This is a genomic window from Cupriavidus sp. P-10 (genome assembly GCF_003402535.2).
GTDB lineage: Bacteria > Pseudomonadota > Gammaproteobacteria > Burkholderiales > Burkholderiaceae > Cupriavidus.
Window position 1 is genome coordinate 191,821 of the sequence record NZ_AP025172.1, and the last position, 16,963, is coordinate 208,783.

The window sequence follows — 16,963 nt, forward strand, 5'->3', positions numbered from 1 at the left end:
ATCAAAATGGCGCGACACGGTTCTGGCCAGGGCGGCGCTTCGGCCTGCTCACAATATCGACGTCCTTATTTCTGTGCCGTCAGCACCGAGTAGCTGGTCATGAGATTGCGATAGTCAGGAATATGGTTCGAGAACAGCGCGCCGAGTCCTTCGATGTCATTGCGCCAGTCGCGATGCAATTCGCACGCGACCCCGAACCACGTCATCAACTGAGCTCCGGCCTTTGTCATGCGCTCCCAGGCGGCGTTGCGCGTGATCTCGTCGAAGGTGCCGGAGGCATCCGAGACGACGAAGACGTCGTAACCCTCGGCAATTGCCGACAGCGCAGGAAAGGCGACGCAAACCTCCGTGACGACGCCCGCGATGATGAGTTGCTTCTTCCCTGTTGCCTTGACGGCTTTAACAAATTCTTCATTGTCCCAGGCGTTGATCTGGCCAGGACGAGGAATGTAAGGCGCGTCCGGGAACTGTGTCTTGAGTTCGGGCACGAGCGGGCCATTGGGACCGGTCTCGAAGCTCGTGGTAAGGATGGTCGGCAAGTTGAAGTATTTGGCGAGGTCGCTCAACGCTAGCACGTTGTTCTTGAACTTGTCCGGGGCGATATCGCGCACCAGTGACAGGAGCCCGGTTTGATGGTCTACCAGCAAAACGGCGGCATCGTTCTTGTCCAGGCGCTTATAGGGCGTTGTCATGGCGGTCTCCTTGCATGGGTTGGAAATGCGCTTCGTCGGAAGCGCATGTGGGAAAGTTACCTTGGAGAGGTCATATCCACGCTGCCCCGGCAGGGTATTCAGGGGCGGATTTGTTGGTCATCTCCGAGCGTGGAGGCATCTTATGTTCGCAAGAGCCATCCAAGTAGTCTCGTATCATGCCGTCTGTGTTCTATTGAAGGAACAGTCATGGACGACCTGAACGACCTCTACTACTTCGCCAAAGTGGTGGAACACGGAGGGTTCACGCAGGCAGGTCTCGCGCTAGGCATGCCAAAATCCAAGCTCAGTCGGCGCATTGCGGCGCTGGAAGCGCAGTACGGGATCCGGTTACTGCAGCGCTCGACGAGGCACTTTTCCGTGACCGAAACAGGCCGAGAGTTCTATGAGCGCTGCATTGGGGTCCTTGTAGAGGCGGAAGCGGCACGAGAGGTCATGGAACGAGAACGTTCCGAGCCGCAGGGCATCGTACGCATGAGCTGCCCGACGGCATTGCTGGAGTACCGCGTCGCTGGTTTGGTGGCGCAGTTCATGGCTGAGTATCCGAAGGTCCAGGTTCATCTCGAAGCGACGAATCGCCGTGTCGACGTCATGGGGGAGCGACTAGATCTGGCACTGCGGGTGCGTTTCCCGCCATTGGAGAACAGCGATCTGGTTATGCGAGTCCTCTCCGAGAGTCGGCAGCGGCTTGTCGCGTGTCCAGCCCTCCTCGAGGGACACGAGTTACCGAAGCATCCAGACGATCTGGCCGGCATCCCGAGTCTTGACTGGGGACCGCCTCGCAATCACGTTTGGCAACTGGTCGGGCCGGAAGGGATGTGCGCGGATGTACGGCATCAACCGCGGTACATCACCGATGATATGAGCGCGCTGCGGCGGGCGGCGCAGTACGGCGTCGGTATCGTTCAATTGCCAAGCATGGTTGTCGAAGAGGATCTGCATAATGGAACGCTCATCGACATCCTGCCCGGCTGGGTGCCTAAAGGGGGCATCATTCATGCGGTTTTCCCCTCTCGGCGAGGCTTGCTGCCGAATGTGCGCCTGCTGATCGATTATCTCGCTACGCGCATCGAGAAGGAGTAGTCGTCCCGGCAGCCATCGCAGGCTCCCCTTCTCCAGCGCGGTCGCGTCGTAGTCTTCCAAAAGCTCGAGCGATGGCCCGGCGAAAGTGATCGGTCCGTGCGCTTCCGGTAAGACCGGCTGGATCGTCTCGACGACTTCGCCCATGTCTGCGGATGAAACCGTATAGGCACGCGGCTCACCTTATATTTCGGAGCGTGGTAGTGCGCCACTGCGTCGGCGTCATGCCGAACTGCGCCGTGAACCAACGGACGAACGAGCCATAAGCAGAGTAGCCAAGCGATTCGGCAATGCGTCCAAGCGAGTAACTTCTGTTCTCCATGTAGTGGGTAACGAGATCGCGCCGTACGCCATTGACCATGTCTGAGAAGACCTTTCCAGCGCCTTCGAGTTGGCGCTGCAGAGTCCGCACGTTCATCCCCAGGCCCTGAGCAACCTGCTCGATCGTCGCGCGCCCTGCCGGAAGCATCAGGTAGATAGCCTTGCGCACCTCGAGCACAATCGACGGCTCGTTGGCTCCCGGCAGGCCCGCAAGCAGGCGTTGCGCGTGGCGTGCCATGACGGGGTCGGCAATCGGGTTGGGCATGTCCAGATCGGCAGCGCGGCAGATCAAGCCATTGAAAGCGCTTGCAAACTCCAGCTTCCCCCCGAAGATGCGGCGGTGCAGCCGCAGATCATCGGGAGCGTCATGAGTGAAATGGACGCTCAGGGGATGCCAGGACGTGCCGATCAGTGTGCTGCACATGCGTGACAGTGTGCCCAGTGCCAGCTCGACTGACTGCATGGTCGGCCCGGCTTCATCCGCGACGACGTCCTCCCGCACGATGACCTTCCTGCCGGTCTCCTCAATACGTATGACCAGGAATTCATTCATCAGGTGGCGATACTGAATCATGGTTCCAAGAGCTTCGCGCAGCGTTCTTTGATGCGTGAGCAATACGCTGACGACGCCGAGGTCGGACAACTGCCACAGGTCGGCCATACGCAGCCCGAACGTCGGGCATTGCGTGAGTCGCGCTGACGCTTCCAGCAAGGTTACGGCGGCACTCCCGGAAATCCAGTGTTCCGGGTCGGCAAGCATCTCGCCGCTCAACCCCAGCTTGCGCAGCAACGGCCGCGGTTCAAGGCCCAATTGCTTCGCAACCTTGAAATAGTGGGTCAGCACGCCAGTGCGAATCAATGTAGTCATTGCTTCTCCTTCACCCGATGCAGCGCGGATCCGTGCGCTCGGGAGAAACCCGAATGCCCCGACATTGTGTCACGAAATGAGACATGAATGTCGTGAAATGAGAGACAACGCCCAACCCGGGATTACTAGACTAATCCCGTAAATCGACGACAGACGAAACCCCATGGCAACCCCTCGGAACAAGGTCATCATTCTGAGCAGTCCAGTTGCGACAAGTCATTTACGTTGATTGATGCCCGATCCGGCGTCCCAAATCGTGGCGGCGCCGATAACCAAAATTCTGCACAAGGAGATAGAAATGCAATTTCTGGATGATTCGCTGCACCCGGAGAACATGGACAAGGTGGTCATCACCGTGGCCCCGTACGGCCCGGAGTGGATGCCGGAAGATTTCCCGGAAGACATCCCGGTGACCATGGAAGAGCAGATCCAGAAGGCGGTGGATTGCTATGAAGCCGGCGCCAGCGTGCTGCACCTGCACGTGCGGGAGCCGGATGGCAAGGGCTCCAAGCGCCTGTCCATGTTCAACGAACTGATCGCCGGCGTGCGCAAGGCGGTGCCGGACATGATCATCCAGGTCGGCGGCTCGATCTCGTTCGCGCCGGAAGATGAAGGCCAGGCCGCGAAGTGGCTGGATGATGACACGCGTCACGCGCTGGCTGACCTCGACCCCAAGCCGGACCAGGTGACGGTAGCGCTCAACACCATCCAGATGAACATCATGGAGTTGATCTACCCGGAGTTCTACGAGAACACGCACATGGCCAACCCGGCCGTCTACGACGCGTACCGTGAAATGGTTGTCCCGGCCGGCCCAGCCTGGGCGGAAGAGCACCTGCGCCGCCTGCAGGAAGCCGGCATCCAGCCGCACTTCCAGCTGGTTGGCATGCATGCGCTCGAAACGCTGGACCGCATGGTGCGCAGGGGCATCTACAAGGGGCCGCTGAACCTGACCTGCATCGGCATCGGTGGCGGCCACCATGGACCGCACCCGTACAACCTGTTCGATTTCATCCAGCGTGCGCCGGATGGCTGCACCATCACCTCCGAGTCGTTGTTCAAGAACGTACTGCCGTGGAACACGATGGCGCTGGCAATGGGCATGCACGTGCGCTGCGGCATTGAGGATACCCTCATCGATCAGCACGGCAATCGCTTCACCTCGGTGCAGCAGATCCAGCAGACCGTGCGTATCGCCAGGGAACTGGGCCGCGAGATCGCCAATGGCAAGGAAGCGCGGGAAATCTACCGCATCGGCACCTGGTACAACGATGTCGATGAAACCCTGGCCGCCAACGGCATGACCCCGAACCGCAAGCCCGGTGTCAGGAACGTGCCGCTGCGCAGCGCAGCCTGAGCCTGCAACGGCGCAGACAAAGAATCGATCCGGTTGATGTGGGCACGCCAGCCTGAATTGCTGCAACTGGATCGATCTGTTTTGACTTGATTCAATGAGGGAATGCCATGACTCGTACCGTCGTTCTCGTTACGGGAGCCACGTCTGGAATCGGCCGCGCAACGGCGCTTGCATTTGGCCGCGATGGGGCGCAACTGGTTTGCTCCGGCCGCAATGCCACTGCAGGCGCCGCACTTGTGTCTCAACTCCGGGAGCTCGGTGCCGAGGCCGAGTTCGTGCCTGCTGACGTAGGTAATGAGGCGCAGGTCCGCCAACTCGTCGAGCATGCCGTCACCCGCTTCGGACGGCTCGATGTCGCTGTGAACAGTGCAGGGACCGAAGGCACGCCAGGGTCGATCGTCGACCAGACGGTTGAATCCTATGCCGCGACCTTCGATGCGAATGTGCTTGGAACATTCCTGAGCATGAAGTACGAGCTGCGCGTCATGCTGGAGCAGAAGGAGGGCGTTGTGATCAACCTCTCCTCCACCATGGGAAGCCGCGGCAACGCACAGAATCCGATGTATGTGGCCAGCAAGCATGCGATCGAGGGCTTGACCAAGGCTGCCGCACTCGAGGCGGCCAGATCGAATGTGAGAGTGAATGCGGTTGCCCCTGGCCCGATCGAGACCGGGATGCTGGATCGCATTGCGGGAGGCGCCGGCAACGTTGCGGCAGTTGCCGCGACGATCCCGGCAGGACGCATCGGGACCCCGGAGGAGGTCGCCGACGCCATCGTGTTCCTGGCGTCTGCACGGTCCAGGTACATAACGGGCCAGATTCTCGGAGTCAATGGCGGCAAGACAGCGATGTAATCCCCGGCGCGCTGGGTAGTGGGATTGCCCCAGGCGCGCTCGGACGCAATGAATCAATTATTTCAGGAGACAAGTCATGGCAAAGGCAATCCGGTTTCACGAGACGGGCAGCGCTGATGTCCTCAAGCTCGAGACCGTGGAAGTCGGCGATCCGGGCCCCGGTCAGGCGCGTGTGCGGCACAGCTACATCGCCGTCAATTTCATCGATATCTATTTCCGCACCGGCCACTATCCGCTGGACCTGCCCAACGGCCTCGGCTCTGACGCCGTGGGTGTGGTCGAGGCCGTGGGCCCCGGTGTCACCGACATCCGCGCGGGCGACCGCGTGGGCTACCTGCTCGGCCCGCAGGGCGCCTACTCGGATGTGCGGGTCATGCCTGCCGAGTGGCTGATCCCGCTGCCGGACGGCGTCTCCGACCGCGTCGCCTCGACGCTCATCATGAAGGGGATGACGGCGCAATACCTGTTCCGCCAGGTTTATCCGCTCAAGGGCGGCGAAACCATCCTCTATCACGCCGCGGCCGGCGGCGTGGGCCTGATCGCCTCCCAGTGGGCACGCGCGCTTGGCGTAAACATGATCGGGACGGTCAGCACCGACGAGAAGGCCGAGCTTGCCAGGGCCAACGGCTGCGCGCACGTCATCGTCACCTCGCGCGAGAACATCGTCGATCGCGTGATGGAAATCACCGACGGCAAGAAGGTCCCGGTGGTGTTCGATTCGGTCGGCAAGTCGACGCTGGACGCCTCGCTGTCCTGCCTGCAGGTACGCGGCACGCTGGTCAGCAACGGCACGACTTCAGGACCGGTCGAGATCGACAGCCGCACGCTCGCGGCAAAGGGCTCGCTCTGGGTCACGCGTCCGGCCATGGTGCATTACGCCACGCCGCGCTCGCACATGCTTGCCATGGCCAACGAGGTATTCGACATGGTGATGGCCGGAAAGATCACCAGCGAGCCGAAGCAGCAGTTTGCGCTGGAAGAGGCCGCACAGGCCCATCGCGCCCTGGAAAACCGGCAGACGAGCGGCGCCACGGTGCTGGTGCCTTAAAGCGGTTCAGTAGTCCCCTCCGATGCGTGCCGCAGCCGCATTTCCACCCTCTCCAAGGCGAGGGTGGGGGGGCGCCTGCGCTCTCGAAAGCAAGCTCACATTGCTGGATATACCGAGATGGAGACAAAGATGTCAGACCGACCTGCCGTTCTGCGCGTGCGCCGCGTCGTCGCCGCGACGGCCCTTGCACTTGCCATGCCCGCCGCCATGGCGTGGACCAACAAGCCAGTGCGCGTACTGGTGCCAGCACCTGCCGGCGGCACGATTGACGTGATGGCCCGCATGCTGTCCGAACAACTGACGGCGGACCTGGGCCAGCCCGTGGTCGTCGACAACAAGCCGGGTGCCGGCGGCGCCATCGCGGTCGGCGCACTGCTGGCGGCGCCGCCCGATGGCCAGACCATCCTGGTGTCGGCGACCAACGTGTTTGCGGAAATCCCCCACGTGATGAAGGTGCCCTACGATCCGATGAAGGACGTGAAGCCGGTCGCCGCCGCGGCCAGGTCGACCCTGCTGCTCGTCAGCGCGCCCAGCCTGCCGGCCAAAGACCTGCCGGGGCTGATCAGCTACGTGAAGGCGCATCCGGGCAACCTGAGCTTCGCCACCTACGGCCCGGGCACGGCCTCGCAGTACGCCGGCATGATCATGAACCAGAAGGCGGGGATGGATCTGCAGAACATCCCGTTCCCTGGATCGCCGCCAGCCCTGACGCAGGTGATGGGCGGGCAGATCGCCGTGATGTATGACGGCATGGTGACGTCGCTGCCCTACCTCAAGGCGGGCAAGCTCAAGGCCTATGCCGTGGCCGCCAGGCAGCGCTTGCCGATGCTCCCGCAGGTGCCAACCTTCGCCGAACTGGGCTATCCGGATGTTGACTTCAGCAACTGGACCGGCGTGTTCGTGTCATCCAGGGTGCCGGCCGATCTGACCGAGAAGATCCAGGCCGCGGTCTACAAGGCAGGCTCCCGGCCCGGCGTGCAGGAGCGGATTGCCGCGCTCGGCTTCGAGCCGCTGCAGCCGCAGAGCCTTGGCCAGCTCAGCCAGAATCTGCGCGCCGATTTCGATCGCAACGCCCGCATGGTGAAGACCTACAACATCCAGCCGCAATGACATCGATCGACCATGCGAGTTGAACAGCTTACCTGCGCGATCGGCGCAGAACTCATTGGGGTCAGCCTGGCCGAGAAAGTCGCAACAGGCTTGCCGCGGCCCACCACAGCCGCCGTTTCTCGCAAGACGAACACGTGGGCGAGCAACCTGTGTTGAGCGTCCGGGGTGGGCTGTGCAACAAGGCGCGGAACAACGACTTCACCGCCACAGATTAGTGCGATCGATGCAGCCATCAACACCAGGGACTGTGCGTACTGAAATTCGGCAAAGCCTTCCAGACCGACTGCGCGTGCAATCAGTCCAGTCGTGACGATGCCGAATGCCACTTGAAGCCCGCGCTCAAAAACAAGCCAAAGCACATTGCGGGCGATCTTCATCCGCATGACTCGTTCCCTCTTATAGGGTGAACACTCGCTGGCGTGACAGCTTGATCCTACCGCTCGCGGTCGAGTCGGCCAGCTTTGCTGGTAGTTCTCACCGAGGACTCAGCACACCTTCCGTTGCCTTGATCTAGCGCGGAACTATGCCGGCAGTAGCGATTTCTGGCATGAGCGGGACGGGAATGCACTTCATCGGCATTCTGTGTAGGAGGCCCCTCAATGAGTCCGGCTGCACTGCTCGACGCAAGAACACTTTCGGTTGTCCATCCGCCCGCGACCGTGCGATCGAGCACACCAGCTGGTTTCAAAGGAGAAAACCTGACCGGAACACGACTGGAGTTGAGAAGCGAGCGAATTTCGAAGAATCATCGGAGTTGGCCTCTGGTCGCGCTGGCAGTGGCCATACGACGTCTCGCGCAACGAGCCATCGGGCACCCGGGAATCTCGCAGGCAGTTGATGTCGCGATTGGAATGATGCTTCTCAATACGCCAGCAAATCCTGCCGAAGGAGCTTCGTCTGGCATCGTTTCCCTGGGTTGATGCCTGTAATGCTTGCGCTGTCACGTGTAACTATTGCACGGTAGCCGACGAGTAGGTTGGCGCGACTTCGAGTTGTGGGTGGCGGCACGTATCTGACAGCGCATTGTCACCTCTGGCGCGTATGCAAGCGTCAACTTGCTTGTCTCCCTTCTGAAACAAAGGTTCCGATTCACGCTGACCGGCAATCCTTCTGCCGCGATATTTCCAACAGAATCAAGCAGCTAGCCGGGTTGGCACCGATCTCGCTTCGCCTGTTGGATCAATTTGCTATTCCGGGGAGAGGCCCGGCGTGCGCCAGCGACACTGGTGCCCGCTCAAGTTGGCAGTGACGCTACCGCCCGAAGGAAGTATCGGAGCGGCTCGCCCGAAATCAAGGATGGCGTTCCCCGCGCCTCTGTCTTGCGACGACTGGCGGGATGTTCCGTCCGTGCAGGGCATAGCCAAACGCGCCACAGGATTCATTTAAGGAGAGCGCCACGAGTACCTTGGTTGAAACAGCTTTTTCTCGGTCGGGGGACGCAGCTAGCTGCAGGCCTTCTCACCGTATTCCTGAAGTAATGACCTCAAAGGAGGTCGTATGGCAAATCATCGTAAGGCCCTGTCACTGGCGATGACAGGCACATGCTCGTTCTGGCTTATCGCAGCGCCGGCCGGTACTGCTTCGGCGGCGGCGGCATGCCCTGCCGCGGGTGCGGCAGTATGTGGGGTAAACAGCGGGCTGGTTCCGGTTCACAAGGATTTCATCCACACCTCGCTGATATGGAACAAAAAGTACGCGGAATGTCCGAAGATGCTGATCTGGATGCGGCCATCGGAGTACAAGCCGAAGCACTATCTCAATCCGCCGGTGCAGGGCGGTGGCTTCCCGGGATTCAACCCGAAGTACATCACCCTGGTACAGGGCGGCTTCGGGCTCGGGCAGCTCGACGAAAGCGGGTGGTCGCGCTACAGCGCTGACCTCGAGCGGGAAAACACCCAGATCGTCGATGTCTGTGGGCTGCAGTCCCTGATCGATACCGGTAGATTCACCAAGACGGCTATCGCCGACCTGACCAGCGCGGACATCAGCTATACCGAACCGTTCTTTTCGGACGCCGGCTTTTCCAGGGGACTGGGATACAACCTGTTCTGCAATGGCCACGTGGCCGGCATCGATGGCCGCATCTACGTAGTCGGGCTGCATGACAAGGGCGGCAACAATGGCGGCAGGAAAGTCAACATATTCGACCCCCAGAGCGAGCAATGGGTATTCAGGCCTACGCCCTGCGTCAGGTCAGGCTTTGAATCGGACCCGACCGGCATGCTGTCACATTGCAATCCGCTCAATGAGGACAACACCGATCCAAGGCTTCCGTCTGACCTGAAGTACCAGCGGTGGTACCCGACCGCCGTGACCCTGCCCGATGGGAAGATCCTGGTGCTGTCCGGCTCGGACCAGGATACCAGCGTCGGGCCGGCCGGTGCGAGCGCCACCAAGGTACGGCAGGCCGTGCCGGAGGTGTATGACCCCAAGACGGACACCACGGTTGCGCTGGAGAGTGCGCGCAAGCTGCTGCCAATGTATCCGCGCGCCTTTGTGGTCCAGACCGGTCCTGGCGAGAAGGACTGGAAGGTCGCGGTGACATCCGAAGTCGTGCCGCCCTTGCCCGGGGAAACGGGCGGGCTCAGTATCACCGGATATGACCCGTTCTTCTACAGCGGCAAGACCTACCTGTTCGATGTCCAGGCCGCGCTGGCCGATCCCCTGATCGCCACGCCGGCGCAAAACCATTGGCAATATGTTGATACGGCGCAGAATGCCCACGACAGTGGCGCCGGGGCCATCATGGTAACGATCAACGCGGATGGCACATGGTTGCAGGACGTGTTCCTGTTCGGCGGATCCAATGGCGGCAACACACCGGGATCGGCGGTTGCGGAAACCATCAACTTCTCCAGTGCGACGCCAAAATGGAAGCCCCTTACCAACCTGGTCCAGCCGGTCTCGCAGAACAATGTCGTCGCGCTGCCGGACGGGAAGCTGCTGGTCGTTGGTGGGGCCGATGACGGCGTCAACAGTCTGGTCTACCAGATGTACAATCCGGCCGACGGCAGCAGGACCGACGTGGCCACTTCGCCGGTACCCCGGCATGACCATTCCACTGCGCTGCTTATGCCAAATGGTGGCGTTTGGGTTATGGGAGGCAACCGGGTCAACCTGATACCGGGATCGCCCCAAACGCAGGCGCAGCGTGACGCCGCGGTACCAGTCATCGAGTTCTACAAGCCGCCGTATTTCTTCAAGGGCGCGAAGCCGGTCATCACCAAGAGCCCAAACAGCATCCACTATGGCAACAGCTTCAAGCTTGACGTCTCGGGTACTGAAGTCGAATCGGTGACGCTGGTTCGTACTGGCCCGATCACCCACAACTGGACTTGGGGTAATCGCTACGTGAAGCTGCCGGTCCGGGTTCAGAACGACGGCAAACTGGATGTCACCGCGCCGCCGCTGCCAGGGCTTGCGATTGCCGGCGACTACGTGCTCTACGCCGTTGGCAAGAACGGGACCGTCAGCGAAGGTCGGCATGTGCTGCTGAAGTCAAAGGGGGACCCTGCGAACGACTAAACTTGCCGGATATTACCGCCGAACTCGTTCGGACCTTTCGCTCACGAAGCGGCACCGAACGGGTCGGCCTTTGGCACCCACGATCGATCCTGCAGGATTGGCGCTCTCAGATCTGTCCGTGGCAGCGACGCGCTTGTGCCAAGGAGCCGTCAGGACAACGCTGTTCCCGCTTCTAAGGGCTACTGCTGCATGGACGACTCTGGCAACCGTCGCGTATCGATCTGTCCCGGCTGACGGGGTGGTTTCCCCGGCCCTTCGTCAGGAAAGGGCGTCGCGTGTTCCTCTCTTTGGCGGGGTTGGTCGGCCGGTGGAACCCGTGGTTTGCCCCCATCTCGATGGCGCGGTGTCGGGGTACTCATAATGTGCCTCCGTTTGAGACGTAGTCCCTACTGACTACACGCAACCGTCGTGCCAGCGTATGACGTGATGGGAAAGAAATCGCTGATGCATTTTCTACAAAGTATCGAGAGCGTTGAGTCGATCCCGACACGCAAATTTACCGATCTTTGTTAAGCCGCGAGGCGAACAAGAAGCGTACGGTCACGGATGTACTCTCCTGCGTCCAAAAGCGGAAAGCGAGCAACTACGCTGTGAGCACGGCAAGCCACCTATCCGCGTGGGCTATCCGGGGGCGACGCGCGAGGTAATTCAACGTCCCGAGTCGACTGCCTCGGCCAATGCGGCTCGCTCAACCCTCTTCCAACTCATCGCCCACCCATATAACGCAATACACCCGAAGACAAGCATCGTCGGGCCGAATACAAACGACAGCAACGGCATCATCAACAACGAACAGGACACCATCAGATAGACGTGCAAAGCCAGTTGCATCGGCACCGCGATCACCACAAACACAAGCGTGAGCAGCGTGAGGAATAGCTTCTTCGGCCACGAGAAGTCAAAGATGTAGTAGACCAGCGCATGCCCCCACGGCACCAGGAACAGGAAACTGGCACAGGTCTTCACGCCGTTGTCCACATACCTGCTGGCCGTGTACGGAAAGCTCTGCGGCGCCACCGCGAAGAACAGCAGTGCCGTGGCCTGGATGAACACGGCGAACAGCAGGAAATACCGCAGCGGCAGGTACTGGTCCCGTATCCGGAACGCCATCAGGCAGACGACAACGGTGCCGATCAGCGCTACACACCAGGTCAGCACGTCTGGCGCCGGGGCAATGACATCGGTGTAGGGCAGGTTGAAGTCGAACCACGCCACCCGCGTCAATTGTTCGCTGACGCTACCGTCGATGCCGATCCTGTCGATCCAGAAGCGCAGCACACCCGCCCACAGTCCGCTGATCCGGTCGCGCAGCAACCATTCGCCTAGGTTGAACGCCACCGGCACGAGCAGGATCGCCGCAAGCGCGGGAATGGACAGGGTCAGGTGGTCCAGCGAACGATGCCTGGCCAGGCTCAGGACGGTCAGGCCAAGGGCGTCGCTCTGGTCGCGTGTGGCAGCAGTGTGTCCGGTAGGATGCCTCATGACTGGAACTCCGGGCTAGAACTCCGCGAACACCCCGATCTCCGCTTGCTTGCGCGTGTAGGACGGGTTGTCGTAGTAGATGGCGCGCAGGTTGATGCCATAGCGCTTGGTGAACCATTTGCGCCACGTCAGCGAGACTTCATGGCTATTGAAGTCGCTCAGCAGGGCCTGCTCGCCGGTGAGCTGGTAGGCTTCGCTACCGCCATCGTATTTCAGGGTAATGAACTGATCTTTGTCGCGGCCGTAGGTCACGGCGGCTATGCCGCGATTGGAGCGGACATTGCCCGGATCGCTGCGGTTGAGCCGCGCGCCGAGCTGGATGATCCAGGGGGCGTCGAAATAGTATGTCAGGCCCAGCAGCAAGGTCTTGTCGGTATAAACTTCCTTGGCGCGGTAGTAAGTAAAGCCGGCGCTCACGACCAGGTTCTTCTTCTCGAGCAGCTTGCGGAACAGCAGGCCGTCGACCCGGACCTCGGGCAGGAAGAAGCCGCCCGCGCTGGTGCCGGCGCTCAGGAAGCCGTACCAGTTCTCGTCGAAGGTTCGGGTGTAGCCCAGCCCGAAGAACGTGCCCTGGTCGCCGAAGTGGCTCTGGTGGCTGATTTCGCCGGTCACGTAATCCTTCGGGGTGAAGTTGACCCCGCCTCGCAGGTACTGGTCGTTCCAGCTGGCATTGTCGCCAGTGAGGTTGGCGTGGCCGAGACCGCCTTCGATGAACCCTGTGAGCAAGGGCACGAACGTCCTTGGCGGCGTGGCTTCCGCCTGCGCTCGAACATCGGTGGTGGCAAGCAGTGCCAGCATGCCCAGCAAGGGCAGTGCGCCAGCGCCATGAGTTCTGGTATCCGAGAGCTTCGCCATGCGTGTCCTGTAGGTTCTTCTGGTCGACGTTGCCCGGAGGGGCCCGGCAGGGCCCTCCGGCCCGCAAGCTGCCGGCAAACCATACACTGCTTTGCGGCGATCAGTCGATCATGGTTCGTTCGGAGTGACGCGTATTGCATGTCTTGGTCCGGGGTTGTGCAAATCAGCGACACCGCAAGCCTGGCGCAGGCGGTGCGATTGCCTGCTCAGAGCTCAGCCGCGACTCGAACGCCAGGTACAGTGCCTCCTCCAGGACATTCCAGTGCTTGCCATGCCGGAACTGTATGGAACGCAGGCGCCAGCACGCGATGGCGTCCTTGTCTCCCATCTTGTCGGCCACCAGGGCCACCAGCCCCCAGGGGAAATCGACTTCGGACATCTGCAGCCAGGCCCAGCGGTTTTCCTTCATCCATGACTGGTAGGTGACGGCATGGGGTCGACCGTCGGGTTGGATATCGCCCAGGATGGGGAAGATCTGCGCCACGGCGTCGGGATAGAACTCGAACTGCTCACGCCGCTGGGTGCTGACCAGATAGCCCTGGTTGGCGCGCCAGAACACGCGCAGGATGTCCCTGTCGAGTTGTTCGGCCTTCCGCCTCCAGCCAGCGGCGCCTGCGGCGTCTCCGTGGCGCTGGCGATAGTGGCTGGCCGCCTTGAAGGCGCTTGAGACTTCCACGTTGTCCATCAGAAGGGCCACCGGGAGCTTGGCCGAGATGTAGTAGACGCCGGAGGCCGGGTCGCGCAGTTTGTCCAGGTACCGGCTGGCCTTGTCGAAGCTGGCCTGCCACGCTGGCGGCATGCCCTTGGGCGGCGCGTTGCGGACCAGCAGTTCCATCCAGGCGGCCATCAGCGCGTCGTCGGCGTCAGCCTCCTGGCAGGAGACGAAGCGCTGGCCCTTCATGCAATAGCGGTCGAAGCGGCCGTCGGCGTGCTGGCGCGGCAGCGCCCATGCGATCCAGCGGGTTGCGGCGGTTCTGGTGGTCATGCCCGCGTCTTGCGCGGCCAGCAATGCCTTGGCCGCGAAGTAAGGATCGATCGAGTCGCCAGCGAAATAGGTCGTGATCGCCCCGTCGGGACGCTGGTAGTCGGTCAGCGTGAGCTCGGCCGCGCCCGCCGGCTGGTGGACGTATGCGGCAAGGATCAGGAGCAGCGCGAGCAGTATTTTCATGGTGGGTGGAGCGCACGTCATGGGGTGGCCACGTTGCCATCGGATACGACCTTGCCTTCCTCCGGGGCGCAAGCCGCGCCATAGACCACCGTACCAACCCGTACGTGGAGCACCGGCGCCACCAGGGTGGTGCGCTTGTTCGCCGCACCGATAATGCTGCGCGCGCCCACATCGATCTCGCGCTCGGAAGCGATCGGCCCGGCGATGGCGCACTCGCGCCCCACGGAAATGGTGCCCCCTGCAATCAGCGCGCCGTCGATGCGCACGCGCGAGCCTGACCAGATGCAGCCGCTTGCCTTGACGCTGCCGATAATGCGCGCGCCGGAGCCGATCCACAAGTCGCCATGCACAACAAGGTCACCGCGATACAGGGTGCTGGCGGGAAACGTCAGATCGTGCGTTACCAGCCAGCGGCCGTTCGAGGCTTCGGGGGGGATCAGCACTTCATGCGCCCAGTCTCCCCCGGCCGGGGCGGTGGCGTCCATGTCGGGCGGGGCGGCGAGGTGACGCGCCCCGAAACCGACTACCGCCGCGCTGACCGAGGTGAATTCGCAGTCCTCTTCGAGACGAATCGCGTAGAGGGCGGAGAGCGGTCCGCGCAAGCGGCACCGTGGCTCGACATGGACACTGCGGGCGTGTGCCCAGCGCTGCAGCTCGCTGCCGCTGCGCATCAGGATCTCGCCTTCGGACAGCAGCACCTGCACGCGATTCCTGCGGCCCGTGGAGATGCCGCGCCGGCCGTAGATGTCTCTTGAAAACGTATAGCTGTCCGGAAGCACCAGCGAGCCACTGGTGACGATGGTGCGCGAACAGACGCCGTTGCACGCCTCCGCCGCCGTCGGCATGAAGGTGCCTGTGACCTGGACCACAGGCCGCAACGCGTTGACCCGGTGCGCCAGGCCATGCAGGCCGGACTTCTCGTCCCGCCGGGCGACCATGGCACGAAAGACCGCGGCCGCGGCCGCGACATCCAGCGTGTGTTCGCTGTCGATCGCCAGCGGCCGGACATCGCTCCGGCGCCGCCATTCAAGCACAGCGGGCACCAGCGGCAACCCGAAGACCAGCATGGTGAGGAGGCCAAGCAGCACGGGCCACATGTTTCAGCTCCTCTGGCGATAACGCGCGGTCTTGTCCCACCGCAGTTCGCGGCGGAGGACGTAATCGAAGGCGAGCTGGCTGAGGATGGCGCGGGACACAGTCAGCATGCTGACCAGGAAGCCGAAATAGTTCAGCGGCAGCAGGCGGATGCGTTCGCGGCTGCCGTCCAGGTACACGGCGGCGGCGATCTCGAAGAAGGCGGCAAAGTTGCCCAACGTCCCATATGACATCAGCGCGAACAGGATCACCGCTTCACCGAACAGCGGCAGGCCGCCGGCATAGAACAGCAGGATCGCCAGCAGCCAGCCGAACAGCATCAGCGGCGCCATCATGTAGATGCCAAGCAGCGCCACGCCGTCGATTTTCTCGAACAGCCCATGGTTGCGGCACGCCGCCATCTTCCAGCCGTGCCGATAGAGCGCCTGGTTGTGGCCCTTGGTCCAGCGCATGATCTGGCGCACACGCACGGGCCAGGTCTCGGGCACCTCTTCATAGCACTCCGACCAGTTCTGGTAGATCGTCTTCCAGTTGGCCAGCAGCAGCCTGTAGGTCAAGTCAGTGTCTTCGGCCAGCACATCGTCGTGCCAGCCGCCGATGCTGCGCAACGCCCGCATCCTGACGCCGCCGACGGTGCCACCGTACTGCGGTACGAGGTTCAGGTTCATGCGGGCCTGCTGGTCGACCTGATAGCCCCCCGAGCGCTCCAGGTCGAGCAGCCGCGTCAGCAGGTTGCTGTCCAGGTTCATCGGCACCACCCGGCCCATGGTCGCGCCCACCTCGGGGTCGAAGAACGGCGCGACCAGTTGCTTGAGCATGCCCACCGGCGGGAGGTAGTCGGCGTCGAACACGACGATGATGTCGCTGGCCACGACTTCGCTTGCATCCTTGAGCGCGGCCGCCTTGCCGGGCTTGCCGTCGGTGCGGTGGAACGGCGTGATGCGTCCCGGGTACTGCTGCACGAGGTCGTCGATGATCCCGCGCGTGCCGTCGCTGGAGCGGTCGTTGACGGGCATGATGGTGAGCCGGTCGACCGGATAGTCCGCGTGCAGCAGGCATATCAGCGAGCCGGCGATCACGGCCTCCTCGTTGTGCGCGGCGACCAGCACAGTCAGGCTTGGCCAGTCCGCGACGTCGATGTCCAGGTAAGGATGGCGCTGCCTGCCGAACAGCCGGTTCAGCGTGAACATGTAGTGGCGCACGGCATAGAAGATCACCAGGCCGACGATCATCAACAGCATGACCGTCAGTGGCGGCACGATGGCCTGCGCGGCCACCCGCTCCGGCGGCGGCTCGATCGCCGCTGGCTTGGTCCAGGCTGGCGGGCGCAGTGCCGGCTCCGCGCGCGCGCGCTCTTCCAGCGTGTCCGGCGACGTCATTGCCAGTTCCACCGCTGCGCCGGGCGGTGTGACCGTAGCGTGGGCTACGAGCTTGGGCACCGGTCCAGGGGCAGCCGCCGGGGTTCCGGCTCCCCGGGCGAGGGCCTCCCC

Annotated in this window: 15 protein-coding genes; 7 read left to right on the top strand and 8 right to left on the bottom strand. The window is 62.3% G+C overall.

What is annotated here, in order from left to right:
• Positions 1 to 65 precede the first annotated feature (65 nt).
• Complete coding sequence (gene ycaC, locus CTP10_RS30900; protein WP_116318514.1) at positions 66 to 692, bottom strand: isochorismate family cysteine hydrolase YcaC; 627 nt, start codon at positions 690 to 692, stop codon at positions 66 to 68.
• Between the two features lie 207 nt (positions 693 to 899).
• On the opposite strand from ycaC, the gene CTP10_RS30905 reads away from it, so the two are divergent.
• Complete coding sequence (locus tag CTP10_RS30905) at positions 900 to 1,793, top strand: LysR substrate-binding domain-containing protein (protein ID WP_116318515.1); 894 nt, start codon at positions 900 to 902, stop codon at positions 1,791 to 1,793.
• Between the two features lie 175 nt (positions 1,794 to 1,968).
• Here the strand turns inward: CTP10_RS30905 and CTP10_RS30910 are convergent, their stop codons facing one another.
• Complete coding sequence (locus CTP10_RS30910) at positions 1,969 to 2,979, bottom strand: AraC family transcriptional regulator (RefSeq protein WP_116318516.1); 1,011 nt, start codon at positions 2,977 to 2,979, stop codon at positions 1,969 to 1,971.
• 298 nt (positions 2,980 to 3,277) lie between these two features.
• Between CTP10_RS30910 and CTP10_RS30915 the strand changes: the two genes are divergently transcribed.
• The 4 genes from CTP10_RS30915 (at position 3,278) to CTP10_RS30930 (ending at position 7,348) form a co-directional block, all read left to right on the top strand.
• The gene (locus tag CTP10_RS30915; RefSeq protein WP_116318517.1) at positions 3,278 to 4,336 is read left to right on the top strand and encodes a 3-keto-5-aminohexanoate cleavage protein; all 1,059 of its coding nucleotides are present in this window, start codon (positions 3,278 to 3,280) and stop codon (positions 4,334 to 4,336) included.
• A 107-nt stretch (positions 4,337 to 4,443) separates the two neighbouring features.
• Entirely contained in the window at positions 4,444 to 5,190 is a 747-nt protein-coding gene (locus CTP10_RS30920) for an SDR family NAD(P)-dependent oxidoreductase (protein WP_116318518.1), read from the top strand.
• A gap of 76 nt (positions 5,191 to 5,266) precedes the next feature.
• Complete coding sequence (locus CTP10_RS30925; protein ID WP_116318519.1) at positions 5,267 to 6,238, top strand: quinone oxidoreductase family protein; 972 nt, start codon at positions 5,267 to 5,269, stop codon at positions 6,236 to 6,238.
• A gap of 129 nt (positions 6,239 to 6,367) precedes the next feature.
• Positions 6,368 to 7,348 (top strand): tripartite tricarboxylate transporter substrate binding protein, encoded by a 981-nt coding sequence (locus CTP10_RS30930; protein ID WP_116318520.1) that lies wholly within the window; start codon positions 6,368 to 6,370, stop codon positions 7,346 to 7,348.
• On the opposite strand, the gene CTP10_RS30935 is transcribed toward CTP10_RS30930, so the two are convergent.
• A complete protein-coding gene (locus tag CTP10_RS30935; protein ID WP_317921520.1) occupies positions 7,327 to 7,725 on the bottom strand; it encodes a hypothetical protein in 399 nt (132 codons plus the stop codon). The genes CTP10_RS30930 and CTP10_RS30935 overlap by 22 nt on opposite strands.
• Positions 7,726 to 7,947: 222 nt before the next feature.
• On the opposite strand from CTP10_RS30935, the gene CTP10_RS30940 reads away from it, so the two are divergent.
• Both CTP10_RS30940 and CTP10_RS30945 read left to right on the top strand, forming a co-directional pair.
• On the top strand, positions 7,948 to 8,268 hold the full coding sequence (locus tag CTP10_RS30940; RefSeq protein WP_271816090.1) for a hypothetical protein: 321 nt from the start codon (positions 7,948 to 7,950) through the stop codon (positions 8,266 to 8,268).
• Positions 8,269 to 8,845: 577 nt separating this feature from the next.
• The gene (locus CTP10_RS30945; protein ID WP_116318521.1) at positions 8,846 to 10,873 is read left to right on the top strand and encodes a kelch motif-containing protein; all 2,028 of its coding nucleotides are present in this window, start codon (positions 8,846 to 8,848) and stop codon (positions 10,871 to 10,873) included.
• Between the two features lie 648 nt (positions 10,874 to 11,521).
• On the opposite strand, the gene CTP10_RS30950 is transcribed toward CTP10_RS30945, so the two are convergent.
• From CTP10_RS30950 to CTP10_RS30970, 5 genes are all read right to left on the bottom strand, one after another.
• Positions 11,522 to 12,355, bottom strand: coding sequence for a hypothetical protein (locus CTP10_RS30950; protein ID WP_116318522.1), 834 nt, complete (start codon positions 12,353 to 12,355; stop codon positions 11,522 to 11,524).
• A 15-nt stretch (positions 12,356 to 12,370) separates the two neighbouring features.
• Positions 12,371 to 13,210, bottom strand: a complete 840-nt coding sequence (locus CTP10_RS30955; RefSeq protein WP_116318523.1) for a YaiO family outer membrane beta-barrel protein — start codon at positions 13,208 to 13,210, stop codon at positions 12,371 to 12,373.
• 163 nt (positions 13,211 to 13,373) lie between these two features.
• Positions 13,374 to 14,378 (bottom strand): hypothetical protein, encoded by a 1,005-nt coding sequence (locus CTP10_RS30960; protein ID WP_233528018.1) that lies wholly within the window; start codon positions 14,376 to 14,378, stop codon positions 13,374 to 13,376.
• A gap of 17 nt (positions 14,379 to 14,395) precedes the next feature.
• Positions 14,396 to 15,475 carry a polymer-forming cytoskeletal protein gene (locus tag CTP10_RS30965; protein WP_116318524.1) on the bottom strand — a complete coding sequence of 360 codons (1,080 nt, stop codon included), beginning with the start codon at positions 15,473 to 15,475 and terminating at the stop codon, positions 14,396 to 14,398.
• A 3-nt stretch (positions 15,476 to 15,478) separates the two neighbouring features.
• Positions 15,479 to 16,852 carry a glycosyltransferase gene (locus CTP10_RS30970; protein WP_233528019.1) on the bottom strand — a complete coding sequence of 458 codons (1,374 nt, stop codon included), beginning with the start codon at positions 16,850 to 16,852 and terminating at the stop codon, positions 15,479 to 15,481.
• Positions 16,853 to 16,963: the final 111 nt, after the last annotated feature.

Excerpts from the sequence above, each read along its gene's own strand:
- ycaC (WP_116318514.1), bottom strand. The coding sequence starts at position 692 with ATGACAACGCCCTATAAGCGCCTGGACAAGAACGATGCCGCCGTTTTG.
- CTP10_RS30905 (WP_116318515.1), top strand. The coding sequence starts at position 900 with ATGGACGACCTGAACGACCTCTACTACTTCGCCAAAGTGGTGGAACAC.
- CTP10_RS30910 (WP_116318516.1), bottom strand. The coding sequence starts at position 2,979 with ATGACTACATTGATTCGCACTGGCGTGCTGACCCACTATTTCAAGGTT.
- CTP10_RS30915 (WP_116318517.1), top strand. The coding sequence starts at position 3,278 with ATGCAATTTCTGGATGATTCGCTGCACCCGGAGAACATGGACAAGGTG.
- CTP10_RS30920 (WP_116318518.1), top strand. The coding sequence starts at position 4,444 with ATGACTCGTACCGTCGTTCTCGTTACGGGAGCCACGTCTGGAATCGGC.
- CTP10_RS30925 (WP_116318519.1), top strand. The coding sequence starts at position 5,267 with ATGGCAAAGGCAATCCGGTTTCACGAGACGGGCAGCGCTGATGTCCTC.
- CTP10_RS30930 (WP_116318520.1), top strand. The coding sequence starts at position 6,368 with ATGTCAGACCGACCTGCCGTTCTGCGCGTGCGCCGCGTCGTCGCCGCG.
- CTP10_RS30935 (WP_317921520.1), bottom strand. The coding sequence starts at position 7,725 with ATGAAGATCGCCCGCAATGTGCTTTGGCTTGTTTTTGAGCGCGGGCTT.
- CTP10_RS30940 (WP_271816090.1), top strand. The coding sequence starts at position 7,948 with ATGAGTCCGGCTGCACTGCTCGACGCAAGAACACTTTCGGTTGTCCAT.
- CTP10_RS30945 (WP_116318521.1), top strand. The coding sequence starts at position 8,846 with ATGGCAAATCATCGTAAGGCCCTGTCACTGGCGATGACAGGCACATGC.
- CTP10_RS30950 (WP_116318522.1), bottom strand. The coding sequence starts at position 12,355 with ATGAGGCATCCTACCGGACACACTGCTGCCACACGCGACCAGAGCGAC.
- CTP10_RS30955 (WP_116318523.1), bottom strand. The coding sequence starts at position 13,210 with ATGGCGAAGCTCTCGGATACCAGAACTCATGGCGCTGGCGCACTGCCC.
- CTP10_RS30960 (WP_233528018.1), bottom strand. The coding sequence starts at position 14,378 with ATGAAAATACTGCTCGCGCTGCTCCTGATCCTTGCCGCATACGTCCAC.
- CTP10_RS30965 (WP_116318524.1), bottom strand. The coding sequence starts at position 15,475 with ATGTGGCCCGTGCTGCTTGGCCTCCTCACCATGCTGGTCTTCGGGTTG.
- CTP10_RS30970 (WP_233528019.1), bottom strand. The coding sequence starts at position 16,852 with ATGACGTCGCCGGACACGCTGGAAGAGCGCGCGCGCGCGGAGCCGGCA.